General features: G+C 64.6%; 18 protein-coding genes and 1 pseudogene. 7 read left to right on the top strand and 12 right to left on the bottom strand.

Translation table 11 applies throughout. The annotated features are described in order from the left end of the window. Window positions 1-14: 14 nt before the first annotated feature. Together msrA and J2X53_RS02225 are read right to left on the bottom strand one after the other, a co-directional pair. Window positions 15-671 (bottom strand): peptide-methionine (S)-S-oxide reductase MsrA, encoded by a 657-nt coding sequence (gene msrA / locus J2X53_RS02230; protein WP_349035845.1) that lies wholly within the window; start codon window positions 669-671, stop codon window positions 15-17. 57 nt (window positions 672-728) lie between these two features. Further along, complete coding sequence (locus J2X53_RS02225; protein WP_349035844.1) at window positions 729-1,973, bottom strand: MFS transporter; 1,245 nt, start codon at window positions 1,971-1,973, stop codon at window positions 729-731. Between the two features lie 120 nt (window positions 1,974-2,093). Between J2X53_RS02225 and J2X53_RS02220 the strand changes: the two genes are divergently transcribed. After that, complete coding sequence (locus J2X53_RS02220) at window positions 2,094-2,930, top strand: DMT family transporter (protein ID WP_349035843.1); 837 nt, start codon at window positions 2,094-2,096, stop codon at window positions 2,928-2,930. Here the strand turns inward: J2X53_RS02220 and J2X53_RS02215 are convergent. The 3 genes from J2X53_RS02215 to J2X53_RS02205 all read right to left on the bottom strand — a co-directional run bounded on the left by J2X53_RS02215 (window position 2,927) and on the right by J2X53_RS02205 (window position 5,313). After that, entirely contained in the window at window positions 2,927-3,628 is a 702-nt protein-coding gene (locus J2X53_RS02215; RefSeq protein ID WP_349035842.1) for a CDP-alcohol phosphatidyltransferase family protein, read from the bottom strand. The two genes, J2X53_RS02220 and J2X53_RS02215, sit on opposite strands and share 4 nt — an antisense overlap. Window positions 3,629-3,689: 61 nt before the next feature. Continuing rightward, a complete protein-coding gene (locus tag J2X53_RS02210; RefSeq protein ID WP_349035841.1) occupies window positions 3,690-4,610 on the bottom strand; it encodes a tyrosine recombinase XerC in 921 nt (306 codons plus the stop codon). Window positions 4,611-4,620: 10 nt separating this feature from the next. Then, the gene (locus J2X53_RS02205; RefSeq protein ID WP_349035840.1) at window positions 4,621-5,313 is read right to left on the bottom strand and encodes a DUF484 family protein; all 693 of its coding nucleotides are present in this window, start codon (window positions 5,311-5,313) and stop codon (window positions 4,621-4,623) included. Between the two features lie 160 nt (window positions 5,314-5,473). On the opposite strand from J2X53_RS02205, the gene J2X53_RS02200 reads away from it, so the two are divergent. Continuing rightward, on the top strand, window positions 5,474-6,325 hold the full coding sequence (locus J2X53_RS02200) for an asparaginase domain-containing protein (protein ID WP_349035839.1): 852 nt from the start codon (window positions 5,474-5,476) through the stop codon (window positions 6,323-6,325). Window positions 6,326-6,441: 116 nt separating this feature from the next. Here J2X53_RS02200 and fsa read toward each other — a convergent pair whose 3' ends face one another. Then, a complete protein-coding gene (gene fsa, locus J2X53_RS02195) occupies window positions 6,442-7,095 on the bottom strand; it encodes a fructose-6-phosphate aldolase (RefSeq protein WP_349035838.1) in 654 nt (217 codons plus the stop codon). Between the two features lie 100 nt (window positions 7,096-7,195). Between fsa and J2X53_RS02190 the strand changes: the two genes are divergently transcribed. After that, window positions 7,196-9,421 carry a primosomal protein N' gene (locus J2X53_RS02190; RefSeq protein ID WP_349035837.1) on the top strand — a complete coding sequence of 742 codons (2,226 nt, stop codon included), beginning with the start codon at window positions 7,196-7,198 and terminating at the stop codon, window positions 9,419-9,421. 153 nt (window positions 9,422-9,574) lie between these two features. Here J2X53_RS02190 and ileS read toward each other — a convergent pair whose 3' ends face one another. Then, a complete protein-coding gene (gene ileS, locus J2X53_RS02185; protein WP_349035836.1) occupies window positions 9,575-12,511 on the bottom strand; it encodes an isoleucine--tRNA ligase in 2,937 nt (978 codons plus the stop codon). A 218-nt stretch (window positions 12,512-12,729) separates the two neighbouring features. Here ileS and J2X53_RS02180 point away from each other — a divergent pair, with 218 nt between their 5' ends. Genes J2X53_RS02180 through J2X53_RS02170 form a run of 3 tightly spaced genes read left to right on the top strand, consistent with a single transcriptional unit; the run spans window position 12,730 to window position 14,801 of the window. Then, window positions 12,730-13,920 carry an NAD(P)/FAD-dependent oxidoreductase gene (locus J2X53_RS02180; protein ID WP_349035835.1) on the top strand — a complete coding sequence of 397 codons (1,191 nt, stop codon included), beginning with the start codon at window positions 12,730-12,732 and terminating at the stop codon, window positions 13,918-13,920. A gap of 52 nt (window positions 13,921-13,972) precedes the next feature. Beyond that, window positions 13,973-14,350 (top strand): DUF2237 domain-containing protein, encoded by a 378-nt coding sequence (locus tag J2X53_RS02175; RefSeq protein ID WP_349035834.1) that lies wholly within the window; start codon window positions 13,973-13,975, stop codon window positions 14,348-14,350. 55 nt (window positions 14,351-14,405) lie between these two features. Next, window positions 14,406-14,801, top strand: a complete 396-nt coding sequence (locus J2X53_RS02170) for a group III truncated hemoglobin (RefSeq protein ID WP_349035833.1) — start codon at window positions 14,406-14,408, stop codon at window positions 14,799-14,801. Between the two features lie 65 nt (window positions 14,802-14,866). Here J2X53_RS02170 and trpB read toward each other — a convergent pair whose 3' ends face one another. Beyond that, a complete protein-coding gene (gene trpB, locus J2X53_RS02165) occupies window positions 14,867-16,099 on the bottom strand; it encodes a tryptophan synthase subunit beta (RefSeq protein WP_349035832.1) in 1,233 nt (410 codons plus the stop codon). 177 nt (window positions 16,100-16,276) lie between these two features. Between trpB and J2X53_RS02160 the strand changes: the two genes are divergently transcribed. Next, a complete protein-coding gene (locus J2X53_RS02160; RefSeq protein WP_349035831.1) occupies window positions 16,277-17,056 on the top strand; it encodes a DUF4394 domain-containing protein in 780 nt (259 codons plus the stop codon). Window positions 17,057-17,194: 138 nt separating this feature from the next. Here the strand turns inward: J2X53_RS02160 and J2X53_RS02155 are convergent, their stop codons facing one another. From J2X53_RS02155 to rpsA, 4 genes and pseudogenes are all read right to left on the bottom strand, one after another. Continuing rightward, window positions 17,195-17,857: a phosphoribosylanthranilate isomerase gene (locus J2X53_RS02155; protein ID WP_349035830.1), complete on the bottom strand. Its 663-nt coding sequence runs from the start codon at window positions 17,855-17,857 to the stop codon at window positions 17,195-17,197. A 6-nt stretch (window positions 17,858-17,863) separates the two neighbouring features. Further along, window positions 17,864-18,223, bottom strand: coding sequence for a LapA family protein (locus tag J2X53_RS02150; RefSeq protein ID WP_349035829.1), 360 nt, complete (start codon window positions 18,221-18,223; stop codon window positions 17,864-17,866). Between the two features lie 111 nt (window positions 18,224-18,334). Next, window positions 18,335-18,619 (bottom strand): integration host factor subunit beta, encoded by a 285-nt coding sequence (ihfB, locus tag J2X53_RS02145; RefSeq protein ID WP_135429377.1) that lies wholly within the window; start codon window positions 18,617-18,619, stop codon window positions 18,335-18,337. 187 nt (window positions 18,620-18,806) lie between these two features. Beyond that, a pseudogene (gene rpsA / locus J2X53_RS02140) lies at window positions 18,807-20,498 on the bottom strand (30S ribosomal protein S1); the annotation flags it as partial. Between the last annotated feature and the right edge of the window lie 228 nt (window positions 20,499-20,726).

The following is a 20,726-nucleotide window of genomic DNA, read 5'->3' as shown; positions in this document are numbered from 1 at the left end:
GGCCGCCGGCAAAATCAGGCCGTGACGCCGGTGCCGATCGGGCAGGTCACACCTGTCCCACCGATGCCGCAATAGCCGTTGGGGTTCTTTTCCAGATACTGCTGATGGTAGTCCTCGGCAAAGTAGAACTCCGGCGCGGGCAGGATCTCGGTGGTGATCGCGCCTTTGCCCGCCGCGTTCAGCGCCGCCTGATACACGGCTTTGCTGGCCTCGGCCGCTGTGGCCTGAGCCTCGGTATAGGTGTAGATCCCCGAGCGATAGGTCGAGCCCATGTCATTGCCCTGCCGCATGCCTTGCGTCGGGTCGTGGCCTTCCCAGAACAGCTTCAGCAGCTGGTCATAGCTGACCACCGACGGGTCATAGATCACCCGCACCACCTCGTTATGGCCGGTCAGTTGGGTGCAGGTTTCCTTGTAGGTCGGGTTCGGCGTGTAGCCTGCGGCATAGCCCACCATGGTCAGCCAGACCCCGGGGGTCTGCCAGAACTTGCGCTCCACCCCCCAGAAACAGCCCATGCCGAACATCGCCTCGGCCATGCCCTCGGGCACCGGCGATTTCAGCGGCAGGCCGGATATGAAATGCGTCTCGGCGGTGGCCAGCGGCTCGGCCCGGCCCGGCAGCGCGTCTTTCGGGTCAACCATCTGCGATTTGGTGCGGTTCATGAAGAACATCTTGAAACTCTCCTGAAGTCAGAAGGGATATATAGGATCAAACGCGCCAATCACCACTCACTCAGCCGGTTCTTGGGCCGGTTGCGGCAGGCCCCGGCCAAAAATCGTCTCATACCCCGGCTCCGGATGGCGCGGGATCAGCAGCACCAGCCCAAGTGCTACCAGCGCCATCCCGGCCCCCAGCAGGAACACGTAATCCGGCGAGGTTGCCCAAAGATAGCCCATCCCGGCTGGCAAGAATACTGCCGCGATATGGTTGATGGTGAAAGACACCGCCGCTGTCGGGGCAATGTCTGCCGGATCGGCAATTTTCTGGAAATAGGTGCGCAACGCAAACGACAGGGCAAAGAACATCTGGTCCGCGATATACAGAGCCCCCGCGATCACCAGCCCCCAGCCGAACCAGTAGATCCCGCCGTAGAACAGGAACACCAGCGTCAGGCCGGTGTATTCAAACGCCATCACCGACCGCTCGCCAAACCGGCCAAGGGCCCGGCCCATGGCAGGGGCGGCGACCATCTGCAGCACATAGTTGATCAGCAAGAGCGCCGTCATCTCTGACACCCGCATGCCAAAGCGTTCCACCATCATGAATCCGGCAAACACCACAAAGATCTGCCGCCGCGATCCGGCCATGAACTGAAGCGCATAAAACAGCCAGTACCGGCGGCGCAGCACGATGCTGTTGCGCTGCTTGATCGGGTTCACAAACTGCGGATAGGCAAGGGCTGCAAACAGCGTCAGCGCAATCGTCGCCCCGCCCGACACCATATACACCGTGTCATAGGTCAGCTCATACCTGTCCCACAGCAGCATCAGCAGCCCGTAGGCCAGCAAGGATGCCCCCGACCCCACCGCCACGATCCGCCCCAGCACCTGCGGTGCGCGGGATTTTTCCACCCATTGCAGCTGCAACGACTGGTTCACCGTCTCGAAATAGTGAAACCCGATCGACGACAGCAGCGTCACGATCAGCAAACCGCCAAAGCTGGGGAACCACGCCGTAACGATCGTGGCCAGCCCCAGAAGCAGCAGGCTGGACAACGCCAGCATCTGTTCGCGAAAGACCAGCAACAGCGCAATCACCCCCACCGCCAGCAGCCCCGGAATCTCGCGTACCGTATGCAGCCAGCCGATCTCGACCCCGGTAAATCCTGCCATTTCGATGACGAAATTGTTCAGCACCGCCGACCATGTGGCAAAGGCCAGCGGCATCGCCGCCGCCATCACATACAGCAGCGTCTCGGGTCTGCGCCAACGCGGCAGACGGTGGGCATCGTCAAGGGACATGCGCTCGAACATGGCAATTCCCTACACCCCCCACGCGCGCCCGACCAGCAAAGGATTGTCACCGATACAGAGCGCAGGCTTGCACCTTTGCGACCCGCGTCCTAACCAGATTCTGACAACAGGGGGCTGGATGTGAGCTTGGCTGTCTTTCTGGCCGTCCTCGGGGCCGCCTTTTTGCACGCATTGTGGAACGCGCTGATCAAGCTTGGCACGTCCAAGGTCGGCACCATGGTCATTCTGTCGGTCATCGAGATTCCCATCGGCCTTGCCGTCGTCGCGGTGTCACCGCCCATCGACGCCGCCGCAATTCCATGGGTCATTGCCGCAGGCTGCACCCATTTCGCCTACAAGTTCTTCCTCACCTACGCCTATGAGCGCGGCGATCTGTCCCGCGTCTACCCGATCGCGCGCGGGGCCGCGCCGATGGTGGTGGCCCTTGCGGGCGCGATGATGCTGCCCGATGCGGTCAGCGCGCGGCAGTATATCGCCATTGCCGTCCTCGGCCTTGGCATCCTGATGATGGCGCGGGGGGTGTTTTCCAGTGGCGAGGACCGCCGCCTGCTGCCCTTTGCCCTCGGCTCTGCCGCCGCCACCGCCACCTATACGATGATCGACGGCATGGGTGCCCGCATCTCGGGCGCACCGGCCGCCTATGTGGCCTGGGTCTTTGTCGCCGATGGCCTGATCTTTACCCTCGGCATGCTCGCCCTGCGCGGCACCTCGGTCTTGCCGCGCGACCGCCGGGCCTGGGGTCTTGGGTCCGTCGCCTCTGTCGCCAGCTACGGGGCCTATGCGGTGTCGATCTGGGCGATGACCATTGCCCCCATCGCCGTGGTCGCGGCGTTGCGCGAAACCTCGATCCTGTTTGCGGTGCTGATCGGCTGGATCGCCTTTGGCGAGAAGATGAGCGGCGAAAAGGCGCTTGCCGCCGGGGTCATCGTGGCGGGCGTGCTGCTGACCCGGCTCTAGCGCTGCCCCAGCCGCTCCGGGATGATCTGCTGCACGATCCCGGCAAAGGTCAGGTAAAGCGAGGTCAGGATCAGCCCCCAATGCGCCCATGACGCCGGGTGAAAGTCCACGAACGCGGCCCATCCGGCAAACACCACCCACAGCATCGACACCGGCAAAGAAATGGTGCGCCAGCGCTTGGTGCGGGTCGGGTGAATGAACTTCAGGTTGCAGAACATCGCCACTGTCAACGCAATCACGATTGCCAGAATAAGCGCCGTACCGGGGGCAACAGCAAACAACACCAGCACCACCATATTCCAGCAGGCCGGAAAGCCGGAAAACGACTTATCCTTTGTTTTCATCCGGGTATCGGCGAAATAGATCACCGAGCCATAGACGATCACAATGATCGCAATCCACCCGGTCCAGCCCGGCAGCAGCCCGGATTTGAACAGCGCATAGGCCGGAATGAACACATAGGTCAGAAAGTCGATGATCAGGTCCAGCAGCACGCCGTCATAGTTCGGCCAGTTCTTGTCGACCTCATAGCGCCGCGCCAAAGGCCCGTCGATGCCATCGACAAGCAGGGCGAACACCAGCCACAGGAACATCAGGCTCCACTTTTCCTCGACCGCTGCCAACATGGCAAACATCGACAAAACCGCGCCGCTGGCGGTCAAAAGGTGGACGGAGAGGGCTTTGTATCGAAGATCCATCCGGTTTTGATGGCGCAAACTGCCGCCGGGCGCAACCGCTCAGGCGCTGCTCGCACAAAGTTCAGGCGCGCGGATGCGCCTTTTCATACACGTCCATCAGCCGCGCGGCATCCACCGCCGTGTAAATCTGCGTGGTGGACAGCGAGGCATGGCCCAGCAATTCCTGAATCGCGCGCAGATCGCCGCCCGCCGACAACAGGTGTGTGGCAAAGCTGTGCCGCATGGCATGCGGCGTTGCCGTCGCGGGCAGCCCCAACTGCATCCGGGCCTGTTCCATCACCGCCGAGATCAGCCGCGCATTCAGCGCGCCCCCCCGGACCCCGCGAAACAGCGGCGCATCGGCGGCCAGATCATAGGGGCACAGCCGCACATAGTCGGCCACCGCCGCCCGCGCCACCGGCAGCACCGGCACCAGCCGGGTCTTGTTGCCCTTGCCGGTGATCCGCAGCACCTCGGGCAGCGGATGCGCCGCCCCGGTCAGGCCAAGCGCTTCGGAAATCCGCAAACCGCAGCCATAGAGCAGCGTCACCACCGCGCGGTCGCGCGCGCCGACCCAGTCTTCGCGGCCCTGATCGGCCACCGTGTCGATCATGTCCTGCGCGCCCTGCACAGTCAGCGGACGCGGCAGTTTGCGCTTGAAGCGTGGCGCACGGGCCGACAGCACCGTGGTCGCATCCGCCCCGGCCCGGTCGGCGACCCAGGCGGTGAAACTCTTGACCGAACTCAGCGCCCGCGCCAGCGACCGCGCCGACAGGCCCCGGTCGCGTTCATGCGCCATCCAGGCCCGCAGATCGCCCTGCGGCAGACTGGCAAGCCCCGCCAGCCCCTCGGTCCCGCCGCGATGGATCGCCAGAAAATGCAAGTACCCGGTCACATCGCGCAGATAGGCCGTCACCGTGTTCTGCGACGCCCCCTTGAGTGCCGAAAGCTGCTGCGCCCAGGTGGCCAACGCGTCCCGGACCTGAGACGAAATCGCGGTCATGCCCCCGGCCTCATGACAGCCAGCGGCGCATGGTCCGTTCGAAAACGCCCGCGAAAAATGCCAGCAGATCGGTCCCATGGGTCGGTTTGAACTGATGCGGGTCTTCGGCCCCCAGCACCAGCATCCCCGGCAGACGGCCCTTGCCGAAATCCAGCTTCAACAGCGCTTCCGAGCGGATCCAGCCCGCGCTGTCGCCATAGATCATGTCGGATGTCGGGATCGTCTGGCGCAGGGTGACCGGCCGCAGCGGCACATTGCGCCCGCCCGACAGGTATTCACCGACAAAGCCCGGCTCGGCCACAAATAGCACTTCGCCCAGTTTGCGCAGCGCCGGGTCTTCGGCATCCTGCACCGATTCCAGCACCAGCCGGATGCAATCCACCCGCAAGGTGGCGGCCACATCGGTCGAGAGGTTTTTCAGGAAGTCCTCAAAGCTCAGCGGGTCCAGCATCTGCAAAATCGCGCGATGCACCTGATTGGTCCCGGCCAGATTTTCATAGGCCGCCGCAATCACCGTGCGATGGGTGTCTTCCAGACGGTCCAGCCGGTTTTCCAGCCGCTCCATCGCGATGCCGCGCAGATCGACGATATTGCTGCCCATCGCCCGCTCATTGGCCCCGATCAGCGCGGCCATCAGATCGCGGTCTTCGAGAATCGTCTCGGGTTCCGCGATGATGCGGTCACGCAGGTCTTGTTCGATCATGGTAACTCTGCCCGGTTCTTCTTGGTGGTTTGAGGCTGAATATAGCGGAAAGCGGCAAGCATGGGGAAGTTTTTCCACACGCCCGCCCGGCCCGCAGCCGCATTCCGCCACAGCCCTGTATCTGATATGTCGCGCTGGTGACATGCACGGGGGCAACACCATGGCCAGACTTCTGATCCTTTACACCGGCGGCACCATCGGCATGGTCCCCGGCCCGGGTGGCCTGCGGCCCGGCGCGGGCGTGCTGGAAACCGCGCTTGCCGCCCTGACGCCCGCCGGGGTCATCACAACGGTCGAGCAGTTCAGCCCCCTGATCGACAGCGCCAATATCCGCCCCGCCGACTGGAACCACATGCTCGACCGCATCGAGGCGTGGCAGGGCGACGCGGTGATCATCGTCCACGGCACCGATACCATGGCCTATACCGGGGCCGCGCTGTCGGCGGCCCTGCCCGATCCGCGCTGCCCCGTGGTTCTGTGTGGGTCCATGGCCCCGCTGAACACCGGCGGCGATGCCGAGGGCAATCTGGCGCTGGCCCTCACCGCCGCGCAGACCGCGCCGCCCGGCGTCTGGCTGGCCTTTGCCGGCCAGCTGTTGCCCGCCGCCGGTCTGGTCAAGCAAGACAGCCATGCCGCCGACGCCTTTCGCAGCAAACCGCAGACCGCCGGTCCGGCAACCGCCCGCCGCTTTGCCGATCGCAAACTGGCGATTCTGTCACTCTCCCCCGGCCTGCCCGCCGCCGCGTTGCGCGCCGCTTTGGCCGAACTCGACGGCGCTGTGCTGCGGGTCTACGGCGCGGGCACGATGATGCAGGACCCCGCCATTATTGACGCGTTGCAAACGGCCACCCGAACTGGCTGCCGCCTCCGCGCGGTCAGCCAATGCGAAAACGGCGGACTCACGCCCGCCGCTTATGCGGCCGGGGCCGCGCTGTGGTCTGCCGGAGTGGAAAACGGCGGCACCGAGACGGCAGAGCTGGCGCTCGCCCGCCTCTGGCTGTCGCTGTCCTGATCCGCCCCCCACAAGGGGCCGAGAACCGCTTTGCGCCACCTGTACTGGCAAGCGCCTCCCTCCCCCCTTGTGGGGTCGGGGCATGCCCCCGACTGCCGGGGGGGGCTAGCCCGAAATCACAGAATCTTCTGACCGGTCTGCGCCCAGTCTTTGGTGAACTGATCCAGCCCCTTGTCGGTCAGCACATGCGTGGCCAAAGCCTTGATCACCGATGGCGGTGCGGTCATCACATCGGCCCCGATCAGCGCGCATTGCGTGACATGGTTCGCCGTGCGGATCGACGCCGCCAGGATCTGCGTGTCAAAGCCGTAGTTGTCATAGATCTGGCGGATGTCGCTGATCAGCTCCAGCCCGTCCAGGTTGATGTCATCCAGCCGCCCGATAAAGGGCGAGATGAACGTGGCCCCGGCCTTGGCCGCCAAGAGCGCCTGATTGGCCGAGAAGCACAAGGTGACATTGACCATAAAGCCTTCGTCCGACAGCACTTTACAGGTCTTCAGCCCGTCCCAGGTCAGCGGCACCTTGACCGCGATATTCTCGGCAATCGCGGCCAGCTTGCGGCCCTCGGCGATCATGTCCTCGGACTTGAGCGCGACCACTTCGGCCGAGACCGGGCCAGAGACGATCGAACAGATCTCTTTGGTGACTTCCAGAATGTTCCGGCCAGATTTCAGGATCAGCGACGGGTTGGTGGTGACACCATCCACCATGCCAAGGTCATTCAGCTCGGCAATCGCCGCGACATCGGCGGTATCAACGAAAAATCTCATGGGGCGCGTCCTTCGATGGTTGCGATGGGGGGTCGCGACGGGGGTTGCGACGGGTTCCCTGCGGGTTTACCCCATCAGCACCAAGAACGAAAGACGGGTGATGGCGCTAACAGTCACAGACCGGACCGCAGACCGGACCTACACGCCGGGCCAGACCGTGGGCGTGCTGACTACCGAAGCCCTTGGGCGGTCGGGTCTGGGTGTGCTGGATTACCGCGCGCCAGAGGGCGGCTGCGGCGATGGTGATCTGGTCGAGGTGCCGCTGGGCCCGCGCAAGGTGCTGGGCGTGGTCTGGGGCGCAGGGGAAGGCACCTTTGACCCGGCCAAACTGCGCAGCATCGCCCGCGTGCTTGATGCCCGCCCGATGCGGGCGGAACTGCGGTCGTTCCTGACCCGCGCCGCCGACTACACCCTGACTCCCCTGCCCGCCATGCTGCGCCTCGCCACCCGCGCGCCGGGGCTGATGTCGGGCACTGCCACCCGCCGGGTGTACCGCCTGTCCGGTCCGGTCCCGAACCAGCTGACGGATGCCCGCTTTCGCGTGATCGAGGCGTTGCGCGACTACGGCGGGGCCGCCGTGACACTGGCCGAACTGACCGAAGCCGCGGGCTGCACCGCCTCCGTGGTGAAGGGCCTCGTCGCCAAAGGCGTGCTGAGTGAAGAGGACGCGCCCAAGGATACCCCCTACCCGCCCCTGAATGCCCGTGCCGACGGACGGCTGGCGGGAGATCAGATCGCCGCGGGCGACGCGCTGGTGGCGGCGGTAGACCGGGGGGAATATTCCTGCACCTTGCTCAAAGGCGTGACCGGATCGGGCAAGACCGAGGTTTACCTTGAAGCCGTTGCCGAATGTCTGCGCAACGGGCGGCAAGCGCTGGTCCTGCTCCCCGAAATCGCCCTGACCGCCGATTTCCTGACCCGCGTGCAGGCGCGCTTTGGCGCGCGCCCCGCCGAATGGCACTCTGGCGTGACGATGACCGAACGCCGCCGCCTTTGGCGCATGGTGGCCGAGGGCGGTGCATCCTTTGTCGTCGGTGCACGCTCGGCGCTGTTCCTGCCGTTTCAGGATCTGGGCCTGATCGTGGTGGATGAAGAACACGACACCTCCTACAAACAAGAGGAAGGCGTCCTTTACAACGCGCGTGACATGGCGGTGCTGCGCGGGGCCATCGTCGGCTGCCCGGTGGTGCTGGCCTCGGCCACGCCGTCGCTGGAAAGCTGGGCCAACGCCGATGCCGGCAAATACCTGCGGCTGAACCTTGGCGCACGGTACGGCGCGGCAGAGATGCCCGAGATGCGGGCCATTGACATGCGGGCGGAAACGCTGTCGCACGACCGCTTCATCAGCCCCAGCCTCGCCGCCGCCGTCACCGCCCGGGTGGCACGCGGCGAACAGTCGCTGTTGTTCCTCAACCGGCGCGGCTATGCACCGATCACGCTCTGCCGCGCCTGCGGCCATCAGGTCGGCTGCGACCACTGCGACGCGCGGATGGTGGAACACCGCTTTCTCAAACGGCTGGTCTGCCATCAATGCGGGGCCACCAAACCGGTGCCCACCACCTGCCCCGCCTGCAAGGTTGAGGGCAAGATGGCCGCCGTCGGCCCGGGGGTAGAGCGGCTGGCCGAAGAGGTCACCGCCCGCTTTCCCGACGCCCGGGTAGCGGTGCTGTCCTCCGACCTGTTCGGATCGGCGCGCGCGCTGAAGGCCCAGATCGAGACGATTGCCGCCGGGGGGGCCGATATCATCATCGGAACCCAGATCGTCGCCAAGGGCCATAACTTCCCCCTCCTGACCCTCGTCGGCGTCATAGACGCCGACCTCGGGTTGCAGGGCTCTGACCTGCGGGCCGCCGAGCGCACCTTTCAGCTGATGCGTCAGGTCGCGGGCCGCGCGGGCCGGGCCGAATTGCGCGGCACCGCCTTGCTGCAAACCCACCAGCCCGACCACCCGGTGATCCGCGCCATCCTGGGCGGCGATGAAGAAGCGTTCTGGAAAGCCGAAGCCGCCGAGCGGCAATCGGCAGGTGTGCCGCCCTATGGCCGCATGGCCGGCATCATCCTGTCCGGCCCCGACGTGGCGCAGGTCTTCGACCTTGGCGCCGAACTCGCCCGCCGCGACGGCCCGCTGCGCCGGATCGGCGCGCAGGTCTTTGGCCCCGCCCCCGCCCCGATCGCCCGCGTGCGCGGCCGCCACCGGGTTCGGTTGCTGGTCAAGGCCGACAAGGGCACGGCCCTGCAAACCGCGCTGTCGGAATGGGTGGCGCAGGTGAAGCTGCCCGCCAACCTGCGGCTGGCCATCGACATCGACCCGCAGAGTTTCTACTGACCCGACGCCGCGCCCGCGGCTGTCTGCGGATGCCTCCGGCGGGAGTATTTTCAAAGCAGCAATCCCACAAAGCGCGCCCCTGATGACTTGCTGCTTTCCAAATACTCCCGCCGGAGGCAACTGTCCGTCAGGCCGGGCGCTGACCCCGAAGGATCAGCCCAGAACCTCGTTGCAGCGCTTGCAGACGCCGGGGTGGCTGTGCGTGCCGACATCGGGCAGGATCTGCCAGCAACGGTGGCATTTCTGACCGGCAGCGGCGGCAAAGACTACGCCGACACCGGGCACGTCCGGCAAAGAGAACGCGCCCGCCGGGGCCGCGCCCGCGATCAGCGACAGAGCCGAGGTGATGGCGACGTTCGTCATATCCACCTTGTCAAGCGCCGCCTGCACCGCAGGGGCGTCGACATACACGGCCGGAGCCGCTTCCAGCGACGAGCCGATCACCTTGGCGGTGCGCTGCACCTCCAGCGCGGCGGTGACCACGCGGCGGACCTGCCGCACCTGCGCCCATTTTGCGCCCAGTGCGTCGTCGCGCCAGTTGACAGGGGTTTCGGGGATATCGGTCAGGTGGACCGATGAGTCCTCGCCCGGGAACCGTTCCAGCCAGACCTCTTCCATCGTGAACACCAGGATCGGGGCGAGCCAGGTGGTCAGACGGTGGTAGAGCAGATCCAGCACGGTGCGCGCAGCGCGGCGGGTGACCGCATCGGGGGCATCGCAATAGAGCGTGTCCTTGATCACGTCGAAGTAGAAGGCCGACAGGTCGGTGGTGGCAAAGGTGAACACCTTCTGGAACACCCCCTGGAAATCATAGCGCGCGTAGCCATCGCGCACCTCGGCATCCAGCTCGGCCAGACGGTGCAGCACCCAACGGTCCAGCTCCGGCATCTGATCGACCGGCAGCCGTTCGGCCTCGGTAAAGCCGTGCAGCGCGCCCAGCATGTAGCGCATGGTGTTGCGCAGACGGCGGTAGCTGTCGGCCACACCTTTCAGGATCTCTTTGCCGATCCGCAGATCGACGGTGTAATCCGACTGCGCCACCCAGAGCCGCAGGATATCGGCGCCGTATTCCTTGATCACCGCTTCCGGGGCGACCGTGTTGCCCAATGACTTGGACATTTTCATGCCCTTTTCATCCAGCGTGAAGCCGTGGGTCAGCACGCCGCGATAGGGCGCGCGGCCCTTGGTGCCGCAGGCTTGCAGCATCGACGAATGGAACCATCCCCGGTGCTGGTCGGTGCCTTCGAGGTACAGATCAGCGATGCCGTCGCTTGCGCCATCCTCGCGGTCGCGTAGCACGAAAGCATGGGTCGAGCCGGAATCGAACCACACGTCCAGCACGTCAAACACCTGGTCATAGTGCGACGGATCGACGATGCCATCGAGCATCCGTTCCTTGAATCCTTGCACATACCAGACATCCGCGCCTTCGGCCTCGAACGCGGCCTTGATGCGGGCGTTGACCTCGGCGTTGCGCAGCAGAAAGTCGGGCGCATCGGGGCGGGCGGCGGATTTGACGAAACAGGTCAGCGGCACGCCCCAGGCGCGCTGGCGCGACAGCACCCAGTCGGGCCGGGCCTGGATCATCGAATGCAGGCGGTTGCGGCCGGTCTGCGGGGTCCAGGTGACCAGTTGGTTGATCGAGTTCAGCGCCCGGGTGCGGATGGTCTCGCCATAGGTGCTCATGCCATCGTCCAGCGGCTTGTCGATGGCGACAAACCACTGCGGCGTGTTGCGGAAGATCACCGGCGCTTTGGACCGCCAGGAATGCGGGTAGCTGTGTTTCAGCTTGCCCTTGGCCAGCAGCGCGCCTTGTGCATGCAGCGCCTTGATATTGCTGACGTTGGCCGGGCCTTCCTTACCCTCGGGCGTCAGGATCGCCTGACCGCCAAACACCGGCAGATCGGTGCGATAGCTGCCATCGGCCTCGACGTTATAGGTCATCGGCAGCTGGAACCTGAGCCCCATCTGATAGTCATCATCGCCATGGCTGGGCGCGGTGTGGACAAACCCGGTGCCCGCGTCATCGGTGACATGGTCGCCGGGCAGGAGCGGAACGTCATAGTCCCACTCGCCGTTGCCATCGGGGATGCCACGGTAGGGGTGGGCGAGGAACACGCCCTCCATCTCTGCCGCCGTCACATCGCGCAGACGGGTAAAGCCCTCGACCTTGGCCGATTTCATCACGCCATCGGCCAGAGCGTCGGCAAGGAGGATTTTTTCACCTGTCTTCGCCGTCGCACCCTCGACCACCGCATCGACCGAATAGAGGCCATAGGCGATGCTGGGGTTATAGGCGACAGCCCGGTTTTGGGGGATTGTCCAAGGGGTTGTGGTCCAGATCACAACCGATGCACCGTCCAGCGCCCCATCCTGCGGGGCAAACCGCACCCAGATCGTATGGCTGGTATGATCATGATACTCCACCTCCGCCTCGGCCAGTGCCGTCTTCTCCACCGGCGACCACATCACCGGCTTGGAGCCTTGATACAGGCTGCCGTTCATGACGAATTTCATGAACTCATCAGCGATCACCGCTTCGGCGTGGTAGTCCATCGTCAGATACGGGCGGTCCCATTTTCCGGTGATGCCCAGCCGTTTGAATTCGGCGCGCTGGATGTCGATCCAGCCCTCGGCAAAGCGGCGGCATTCCTGACGGAAATCGACGATATCCACATCGTCCTTGTCCAGCCCCTTGGCGCGGTACTGTTCCTCGATCTTCCACTCGATCGGCAGACCGTGGCAATCCCAGCCCGGCACGTAGCGGGCGTCTTTGCCCATCATCTGCTGGCTGCGTGCCACCATGTCCTTGAGCACCTTGTTCAGGGCGTGGCCGATGTGCAGATGGCCGTTGGCGTAGGGCGGGCCATCGTGCAGCACAAACGGCGCGCGGCCTTTGCCCGTCTCGCGCAGGCGGTCATAGACCCCCAGACGCTCCCACCTTGCCAGCCACTCGGGTTCCCGCGCGGGCAGGCCCGCCCGCATGGCAAAGCTGGTTTCGGGCAGGAACACAGTGTCGCGGTAATCGGGCACAGCAGTTTCAGACACTGCGGTTTCAGGCACTGCGGTTTCAGGCGTATCGGCGCACATCGGCGGAATCCTTGGAAGGGGGTGTGGCGACTGCGGCCAGAGCTGGCCGCGCGCAAGGCAAAGGGCGTCCCGGACGTTTCAACGAGGCCGTCAAAACGCCGGGCGGCTAATTCGCGCTATGATCCGGATCATCCACATGCCGCGCCTTATACGCGGCAGATCGGCGGCGGTCCAGATCACCGCTTGCACTTGATGGATCATCGCGGCATGCCTGCGACATGCGCAGCACCCTTGCCATCGTCGGGGCCGGAATTGGCGGTCTGGCCACCGCCGCCCTTGCCCATGATGCGGGGCATGCGGTCACGCTGTTTGAGCGGTTTGACGCGCCACGCCCTCTGGGGTCCGGTCTGGTGATCCAGCCGGTGGGTCTGGCGGTGCTCGACGCGATCGGCGCGGGCGCGGCGGCGCGCCACATGGGCCAGCCGATCACCCGGATGCTGGGGCATGAGGTGTCGGGGCGTGAGGTGCTGAATGTCGGCTACCGCGCCACCGCGCCCGGTCTGGCGCTGCACCGCGCGAGCCTGTTTCAGGCGCTGTGGGATCAGTGCGTGTCCCGCGGGATCACGGTGGTCACCTCGGCCACGGTCGAAGCCGCGCCGCTGCACGCGGGCAAGCGCGAGCTGACCCTGACCGATGGCCGCCGCTTTGGCCAGTTTGATCTGGTGGTTGATACCAGCGGTGCGGCATCGCGCCTGTCGCCGCTGCGGGCCCGCGCCCTGCCGTTTGGCGCGGTCTGGGGCACGGTGCCCTGGCCCGAGGGCACCGGTTTTGCCCCCGACCAGCTGCGCCAGCGCTACCGCGCCGCGCGCAATATGGTGGGCGTGCTGCCGCTGGGCCAACGCCCCGGCCTGCCCGGCCGCCATGCGGCGATCTTCTGGTCGCTGCCAACGGCGGCGCTGGACCATTGGGCCAGCACCGATATGACCGCATGGCGGGCAGAGGCCGCCACGCTCTGGCCCGAAATCGCGCCGTTCCTCACGCCCCTGACCACCGCCGCCGACCTGACCCCGGCGCGCTATACCCACGGCACGCTGCGCCGCCCCTTTGCCCCCGCCCTCGCCTTTGTCGGCGATTCGGCGCATCGCGCCAGTCCGCAGCTGGGTCAGGGCGCGAATATGGCGCTGCTCGACGCCATGGCGCTGGTCACCGCGCTTGGTCTGGAAGACCCCCTGCCCGCCTATGCCGCCATGCGCCGCTGGCATGTGCGGAGCTATCAGGCGATGAGCGCGGTCTTTACCCCGATGTATCAGTCGGGCAGCCGCAGCCTGCCCCTGCTGCGTGACCACCTGCTCGCGCCCTTTGCCCCCTTGCCGGGCATCCGCCATCTGCTGACCCGACTGGTTGCGGGCGACATGTTGCCACCGCTGGCCGGCCAAGCCTTTCCAGACCAAAGCTTTCCCAAAGCGTGACTGGACCCCTCCCGCCGCCTCGCCTATCATCGGGGCAAGCGAGGGGACTGCCATGAAAGAACCATCCGTAAACGTCCTTGGCGGCCGGCTGGAGCCTTGCTCCACCGACCCGGTCACCGGGTTTTTCCGCAACGGCTGCTGCGACACCGGCCCGATGGACCGGGGGCTGCACACGGTCTGCGCGGTGATGACGGCGGAGTTCCTCGCGTTTTCCAAATACCTTGGCAACGATCTGTCGACGCCGCGCCCCGAATACGGCTTTGCCGGCCTGCGCCCCGGCGACCGCTGGTGCCTGTGCGCCGGACGCTTTCTGCAAGCGCATGAGGAAGGTGCCGCGCCGCAGGTCAACCTGACCGCCACGCATCAGATCACCCTGCAGGTGGTGCCGCTGGAGATCCTGGCGCAATACGCCGAACCTGACGCATCCTGACCCCACGACACCGCGCCCGCTTGCGATCCGGCGCGCAAAGGCGCATCCCCGGCCCATGATTCCGCCGCGCTTTCCCATCACGCCTCAGCAGATCGACGCCACATTGGCCGAGTTCTACCGTTGCGTCCGCGAACACCCCGGTCTTGGCCCGGTGTTTCACCGCCATGTCACCGACTGGCCCGCGCATGAAGCGAAAATCGCCCGGTTCTGGCGCAATGCCATCCTGTTCGAGCGCGCCTATGACGGCAACCCGATGGCCGTTCACATGGCCGCAGGCGACGTGCGCGCGCCGATGTTCGCGGTCTGGCTCGGGCTGTTCGACTCGGTGCTGCGGCGCACCCTGCCCGCCGACACCGCCGCCGCGTGGTCGGCGCTGGCGCATCGCATCGGGCGCGGCATGCAGATGGCGGTGCAGGACCGCGATGGCGCAGGTCCGCCAAAGCTGCTCTGACGCGGCAAAGAAAAACCCCGCAAGGCGTGGCCTGCGGGGTCTTTCATGGGACAGACCTGAAAAAATCAGATCTTCATGTCAAAGCCCAGATGCTTGGCCACGGTAAAGATATCCTTGTCGCCTCGGCCACACATGTTCATCACGATGATATGGTCTTTCGGCAGCGTCGGCGCGATCTTCATCACATGGGCCAGCGCATGGCTTGGCTCCAGCGCAGGAATGATGCCTTCCAGCTTGCACGACAGCTGAAACGCCTCCAGCGCCTCGACATCGGTGATGCTGACATATTGCGCGCGGCCCACATCATGCAGCCAGGCGTGCTCCGGCCCGATGCCGGGATAATCCAGACCCGCGCTGATGCTGAACCCCTCCAGGATCTGCCCGTCTTCATCCTGCAAAAGGTAAGTCCGGTTGCCATGCAGCACGCCGGGCCGCCCGCCGGTCAGGCTGGCGCAATGCTCCATCCGGTCATCGACACCCTTGCCGCCCGCTTCCACGCCGATGATTCCGACCGAGGGATCATCAAGGAACGGATAAAACAGCCCCATGGCGTTCGAGCCGCCACCAATCGCCGCGATCAGCGTGTCGGGCAACCGCCCCTCGCCCTCTTGCTCGGCCAGCTGCCAGCGCACTTCCTTGCCGATGATGCTCTGGAAATCGCGCACCATCGCGGGGTACGGATGCGGCCCCGCCACCGTGCCGATGCAGTAAAACGTATCGCGCACATTGGTCACCCAGTCGCGCAGCGCATCGTTCATCGCATCCTTGAGCGTGCCGCGACCGGAGGTCACCGGCACCACCTCGGCCCCCAAGAGCCGCATCCGGAACACGTTCGGCGCCTGCCGTTCCACATCATGCGCGCCCATATAGACCACGCACTTCAACCCGAACTTGGCGCAGACCGTTGCGGTCGCCACGCCATGCTGGCCCGCGCCGGTTTCGGCAATGATCCGGGTCTTGCCCATACGCCGCGCCAGAATGATCTGCCCCAGCACATTGTTGATCTTGTGCGCCCCGGTGTGATTCAGCTCATCGCGCTTCATGTAGATCTTCGCGCCACCCAGATGCTGGGTGAGCCGTTCAGCATAATACAGCGGCGACGGACGGCCCACGTAATGGGTCCACAGATCCTCCATCTCGGCCCAGAACGCCGGGTCGGTCTTGGCGAACTCATAGCGCTCTTCCAGTTCCAGGATCAGCGGCATCAGCGTTTCCGACACAAAGCGCCCGCCAAAGATGCCAAAGCGCCCGGCCTCATCCGGCCCGGTCATAAAGCTGTTGATTCCGTCCTCGGCCATGGCCCGCCTCCCATATCTCTTGGGTGTTACCTAGCGCGCCCATGCCACGCGGTAAAGCCACGCCACACGATCCGGATAACGCTTTCGTTATCACACCGCCTGAAACTTGGCCGCCAATCCTTCCGTATCCATGGGGCAACGGGCCGAAAGGCCACCCAACCAAAACGGAGTGACCCCATGACACGTACCCTCGCCGCCCTTCTGGCAACCGCCGCCCTGACCGCCCCGGCCTATGCCGACACCGCCCTCGGCCTGACCGGCGACCGCACGCTGGTGATGATCGACACCGCCACCGCCGCTGTGACCGGCACGGTCGAAGTGCAGGGCGTCACCCGCCTGCACGGCATCGACTACCGCCCCGGCACCTTGACCGTGATCGGCGTCACCGACGAGCAGGCCATCGTCACCATTGATCCTGCGACGGGGGAGACCACGCCGCTGTCGACCATGAACACCATGATGGAAATCGCAGACGGCGCGCCGGTGATCGTCGATGTGAACCCGGCGGCTGACCGTCTGCGCTTCATGTCGGGCAGCACCAACCACCGCATCAACATGGACACCGGCGAAGTCACGGTTGATGGCGGTCTGGCATGGGAAGCGGGCGACGCCAACGCAAGCGCCGGTCTGATGGTCGCCGCAACCGGCTACAGCAACAGCTTTGGCAAGCCCGAAGCCACCGCGATGTATAACATCGACACCGGCCTGTCGGCCCTGCTGCAGCAAACCGCCCCGAATGACGGCACCAACGCCAGCATCGGCATGCTGGGCGCCACGCTCGAAGGCCCGGTCGGCTTTGACATCGCCACCACCGAAGACGGCACCAACACCGCATGGCTTGCCGCCAACGGCGCCCTGCATACGGTCGATCTCGCCACCGGCGCGGTGACCCAGTCCTGGGCCATCACCGGCACCGATGAAGTGCTGCGCGACCTGACCATCCTGCCCGCGATGTAATCCTGCGGCTCAGGACTGAGAGACAAAGGGGGGCATGACTTGCCCCCCTTTTCATATCTGACCTGCCGCATTCATCTTGGCAAAAATACTCCCGCGCGGCGCGCTCCCCCAGCCTCAGCCAGCGCCACCGCGGAAACCTCAGCGCAACCGTGGCACCGCAGGCGCTCGGGTGGCCGCAACAAACGCCGCGATCTTTGCCGCATCCTTGACACCGGGTGACATTTCCACCCCCGACGAGACATCCACCTGCCGGGCGTTGGTCAGGCGAATCGCTTCGGCCACATTTTCCGGCGTCAGGCCCCCGGCAAGCATCCAGGGCCGCAGCCAGCGCCGTTGCGCCACCAGCCGCCAGTCGAATGACAGCCCGTTTCCGCCCGGCAGATCGGCATTCTTCGGTGGTTTGGCATCGACCAGAATCTGATCGGCCGCCAGCGAATACTCCAACACCGCCGCCAGATCGCCCTCATCCGCCACACCCACCGCCTTCATCACCGGCAGACCATAGCGCGCGCGGATTTCGGCCACTCGGTCGGGGCTTTCATGGCCATGCAGCTGCAGCATATCCAGCGGCATCGCCTCGGTGATCGCGTCCAGCGTGGCGTCATCGGCGTCCACCACCAGCGCCACTTTGGCCAACCCCACCGGGGCGGCCAGAGTCAATTCGCGCGCCTGCTCAATGGTCAGATGGCGGGGGCTTTTGGGAAAGAACACAAATCCGGCATAGGCCGCGCCCGACGCGGCCACGGCAGCAACATCCGCCACGGTCCGCAGACCGCAGATCTTGACCCTGATATCGACCATGACCCCTCAGCCCGCCTTGCGCTGATCCAAGAGCGCCAGCACATCATCCTGCTGCCCCGGCTTGGTGTCGCGCATCACCGCCAGCTCACGCTCCAGCTTTGACACCTCGCGCGATTTGGTGCTGGCGACCACCCGGTGCTTGTGCTCGCGGAACCATTCCCAGACAAAGCCGATCAGCACCCCCGCCAGAATGCTGGCAAAGATCACGGCGTAGAGCGGCAGGTCGATCTGCCAGCCCACGCCGGCAAACCCCGCCAGATCACCCGGCAGCGCCTTGAGTGTCACGGCCGCACGGTTGGCCAGCGCCACCGTCAGCAGAACAATCGCCAGCAAGGCCAGCAGCACATAGCGCAGATAACGGATCATGGACGCACTCCCCGGTGACAGGTCAGATCCCGAGTATCGGCGCTGAGGCCGCCGGGTGCAAGGGCCACGGGGCACAAGCGGTCAGACCGCAAGCCGCCAGATCGCAGGCGGTCAGCCCTTGCCGTTCAGCCGGTCGCGCAACAGTTTGCCGGTCTTGAAGAACGGCACCTTCTTGTCCTCGACCTCCACCGCTTCGCCGGTGCGGGGGTTGCGGCCGACGCGGGCATCCCGCGCCTTGACCGAGAACGCGCCAAAGCCCCGCAGCTCCACCCGGTCGCCCTTGGCCAGCGCCTCGATGATCTCTTCAAAGACGGTGTTCACAATACGCTCGACATGGCGCTGTGTCAGATGCGGGTTCTCGTCCGCGATTTTCTGGATCAGTTCCGAACGGATCATCCGAAGTGTCCCCCCCTGTGGCCGGTTCGCGATCTGAACACGCAAATGCTGCCGCCACCGTGATTATTGTGACCCGACTATAGGCAAAAAAATCGGTGCCACACAAACGAAAAGGCTGGAATCCCCGTTAGATACGAAAAGGCCCCACCTTTCGGCGGGGCCTTTCGTCAACATTTGAGGGTAAACCTCAGTTCTTGTCGCCTTTCAGCGCCGCGCCGAGGATGTCGCCCAGCGATGCACCCGAATCGGACGAGCCATACTGCTCAACCGCTTCTTTCTCTTCGGCGATCTCGCGGGCCTTGATCGACAGGCCCATGCGGCGGGTTTTCGGGTCGATGTTGGTGACGCGAACGTCAACCTTGTCACCGACCTGGAACCGCTCGGGGCGCTGGTCGCCACGGTCACGGCTCAGGTCGCTGCGGCGGATGAACGACTTGGCGCCGTTGTAATCCACCTCGACGCCACCCTCTTCGATCGCGGTCACTTCGACCGTGATCACCGAGCCGCGCTTCACACCATCAACCGCATCGGTAAAGGTGTCTTCGCCCAGAGCCTTGACCGAGAGCGAGATACGCTCTTTCTCGACGTCGACTTCCGAGACAGCCGCCTTGACGGTGTCGCCCTTGCGGTAGTTGGCAATGGCGTCTTCGCCGCGCTGGTCCCACGACAGGTCGGACAGGTGAACCATGCCGTCGATGTCGTTTTCCAGACCGATGAACAGACCGAATTCGGTGATGTTCTTGACTTCACCCTCGATGGTCGAACCGACCGGGTTGTTCTCGGCGAACACTTCCCACGGGTTGCGCTGGGTCTGCTTGAGGCCAAGCGAAACGCGACGCTTGGCGCTGTCGATTTCCAGAACCATGACGTCGACTTCCTGCGAGGTCGACACGATCTTGCCGGGGTGCACGTTCTTTTTGGTCCAGGACATTTCCGAGACGTGAACCAGACCTTCGACACCAGCTTCCAGCTCGACGAATGCGCCGTAGTCGGTGATGTTGGTCACGCGGCCCTTGTGGACCGACTGCAGCGGATACGCACGCTCCACCGCATCCCACGGATCTTCCTGCAGCTGCTTCATGCCGAGGGAGATACGGTGAGTTTCCTTGTTGATCTTGATGACCTGCACTTTGACAGTCTCACCAATGGCAAGGATTTCCGACGGGTGGTTGACGCGGCGCCAGGCCATGTCGGTGACGTGCAGCAGACCATCAACGCCGCCCAGATCAACGAACGCACCGTATTCGGTGATGTTCTTGACCACACCATCGACAGTCTGACCTTCGGTCAGGTTGCCGATGACTTCGGCGCGCTGTTCGGCACGCGATTCTTCCAGGATGGCGCGGCGCGACACAACGATGTTGCCACGGCGACGGTCCATTTTCAGAATCTGGAACGGCTGCTTCAGACCCATCAGCGGGCCGGCGTCACGCACCGGGCGCACGTCAACCTGAGAGCCGGGAAGGAAGGCAACAGCGCCGCCCAGATCGACGGTAAAGCCACCTTTGACACGGCCAAAGATCGCGCCATCGACGCGGGTCTCGGATGCATAGGCTTTTTCCAGACGATCCCAGGCTTCTTCGCGCTTGGCTTTCTCACGGCTGATCTGGGCTTCGCCGCGCGAGTTTTCCACGCGGTCCAGATAGACCTCGACTTCGTCGCCGACATTGATGTCTGGCTGTTCGCCGGGGTTTGCGAATTCTTTAAGATCGATGCGGCCTTCCATCTTGTAGCCGACGTCGATGATGGCCTGGCCCGCCTCAATGGCGATAACCTTGCCTTTGACAACCGAACCCTCTTCGGGGGTGTCAATTTCGAAGCTTTCCTTCAACAGGGCTTCAAAGTCTTCCATGGTAGCTTTAGCGCACATATGCAGTTTGTCCTTTTTCGTGGTTTTCTGGCCATGCGGTTGGCTCCGCCGGTCTTTGGATGGGCCATCAGATCAAAACCATTGCCCGGCAAACCGGGACAGAGAGACCTGTCAGGATTGGGGGGCCTATAGCCCGTCCGGGCCAATGTGGCAAGGCTTTGCACCAGAAAGGCGCGACATCCTGCGATGCCGCGCCTGCTGAAAATCCGGGATCGCCTCCGGCGGGAGTATTTTTGC

It is taken from the genome of Pseudotabrizicola sp. 4114, from assembly GCF_031457365.1.
In the GTDB taxonomy this organism is placed as follows: domain Bacteria; phylum Pseudomonadota; class Alphaproteobacteria; order Rhodobacterales; family Rhodobacteraceae; genus Pseudotabrizicola.
Note: the sequence above shows the minus strand (reverse complement) of the source record. Positions and strands in the feature narration are given on the sequence as shown.

Coding starts and splice junctions, on each gene's coding strand:
- msrA (WP_349035845.1), bottom strand. CDS start 671: ATGTTCTTCATGAACCGCACCAAATCGCAGATGGTTGACCCGAAAGAC.
- J2X53_RS02225 (WP_349035844.1), bottom strand. CDS start 1,973: ATGTTCGAGCGCATGTCCCTTGACGATGCCCACCGTCTGCCGCGTTGG.
- J2X53_RS02215 (WP_349035842.1), bottom strand. CDS start 3,628: ATGGATCTTCGATACAAAGCCCTCTCCGTCCACCTTTTGACCGCCAGC.
- J2X53_RS02210 (WP_349035841.1), bottom strand. CDS start 4,610: ATGACCGCGATTTCGTCTCAGGTCCGGGACGCGTTGGCCACCTGGGCG.
- J2X53_RS02205 (WP_349035840.1), bottom strand. CDS start 5,313: ATGATCGAACAAGACCTGCGTGACCGCATCATCGCGGAACCCGAGACG.
- J2X53_RS02200 (WP_349035839.1), top strand. CDS start 5,474: ATGGCCAGACTTCTGATCCTTTACACCGGCGGCACCATCGGCATGGTC.
- fsa (WP_349035838.1), bottom strand. CDS start 7,095: ATGAGATTTTTCGTTGATACCGCCGATGTCGCGGCGATTGCCGAGCTG.
- J2X53_RS02190 (WP_349035837.1), top strand. CDS start 7,196: ATGGCGCTAACAGTCACAGACCGGACCGCAGACCGGACCTACACGCCG.
- ileS (WP_349035836.1), bottom strand. CDS start 12,511: ATGTGCGCCGATACGCCTGAAACCGCAGTGCCTGAAACCGCAGTGTCT.
- J2X53_RS02180 (WP_349035835.1), top strand. CDS start 12,730: ATGCGCAGCACCCTTGCCATCGTCGGGGCCGGAATTGGCGGTCTGGCC.
- J2X53_RS02175 (WP_349035834.1), top strand. CDS start 13,973: ATGAAAGAACCATCCGTAAACGTCCTTGGCGGCCGGCTGGAGCCTTGC.
- J2X53_RS02170 (WP_349035833.1), top strand. CDS start 14,406: ATGATTCCGCCGCGCTTTCCCATCACGCCTCAGCAGATCGACGCCACA.
- trpB (WP_349035832.1), bottom strand. CDS start 16,099: ATGGCCGAGGACGGAATCAACAGCTTTATGACCGGGCCGGATGAGGCC.
- J2X53_RS02160 (WP_349035831.1), top strand. CDS start 16,277: ATGACACGTACCCTCGCCGCCCTTCTGGCAACCGCCGCCCTGACCGCC.
- J2X53_RS02155 (WP_349035830.1), bottom strand. CDS start 17,857: ATGGTCGATATCAGGGTCAAGATCTGCGGTCTGCGGACCGTGGCGGAT.
- J2X53_RS02150 (WP_349035829.1), bottom strand. CDS start 18,223: ATGATCCGTTATCTGCGCTATGTGCTGCTGGCCTTGCTGGCGATTGTT.
- ihfB (WP_135429377.1), bottom strand. CDS start 18,619: ATGATCCGTTCGGAACTGATCCAGAAAATCGCGGACGAGAACCCGCAT.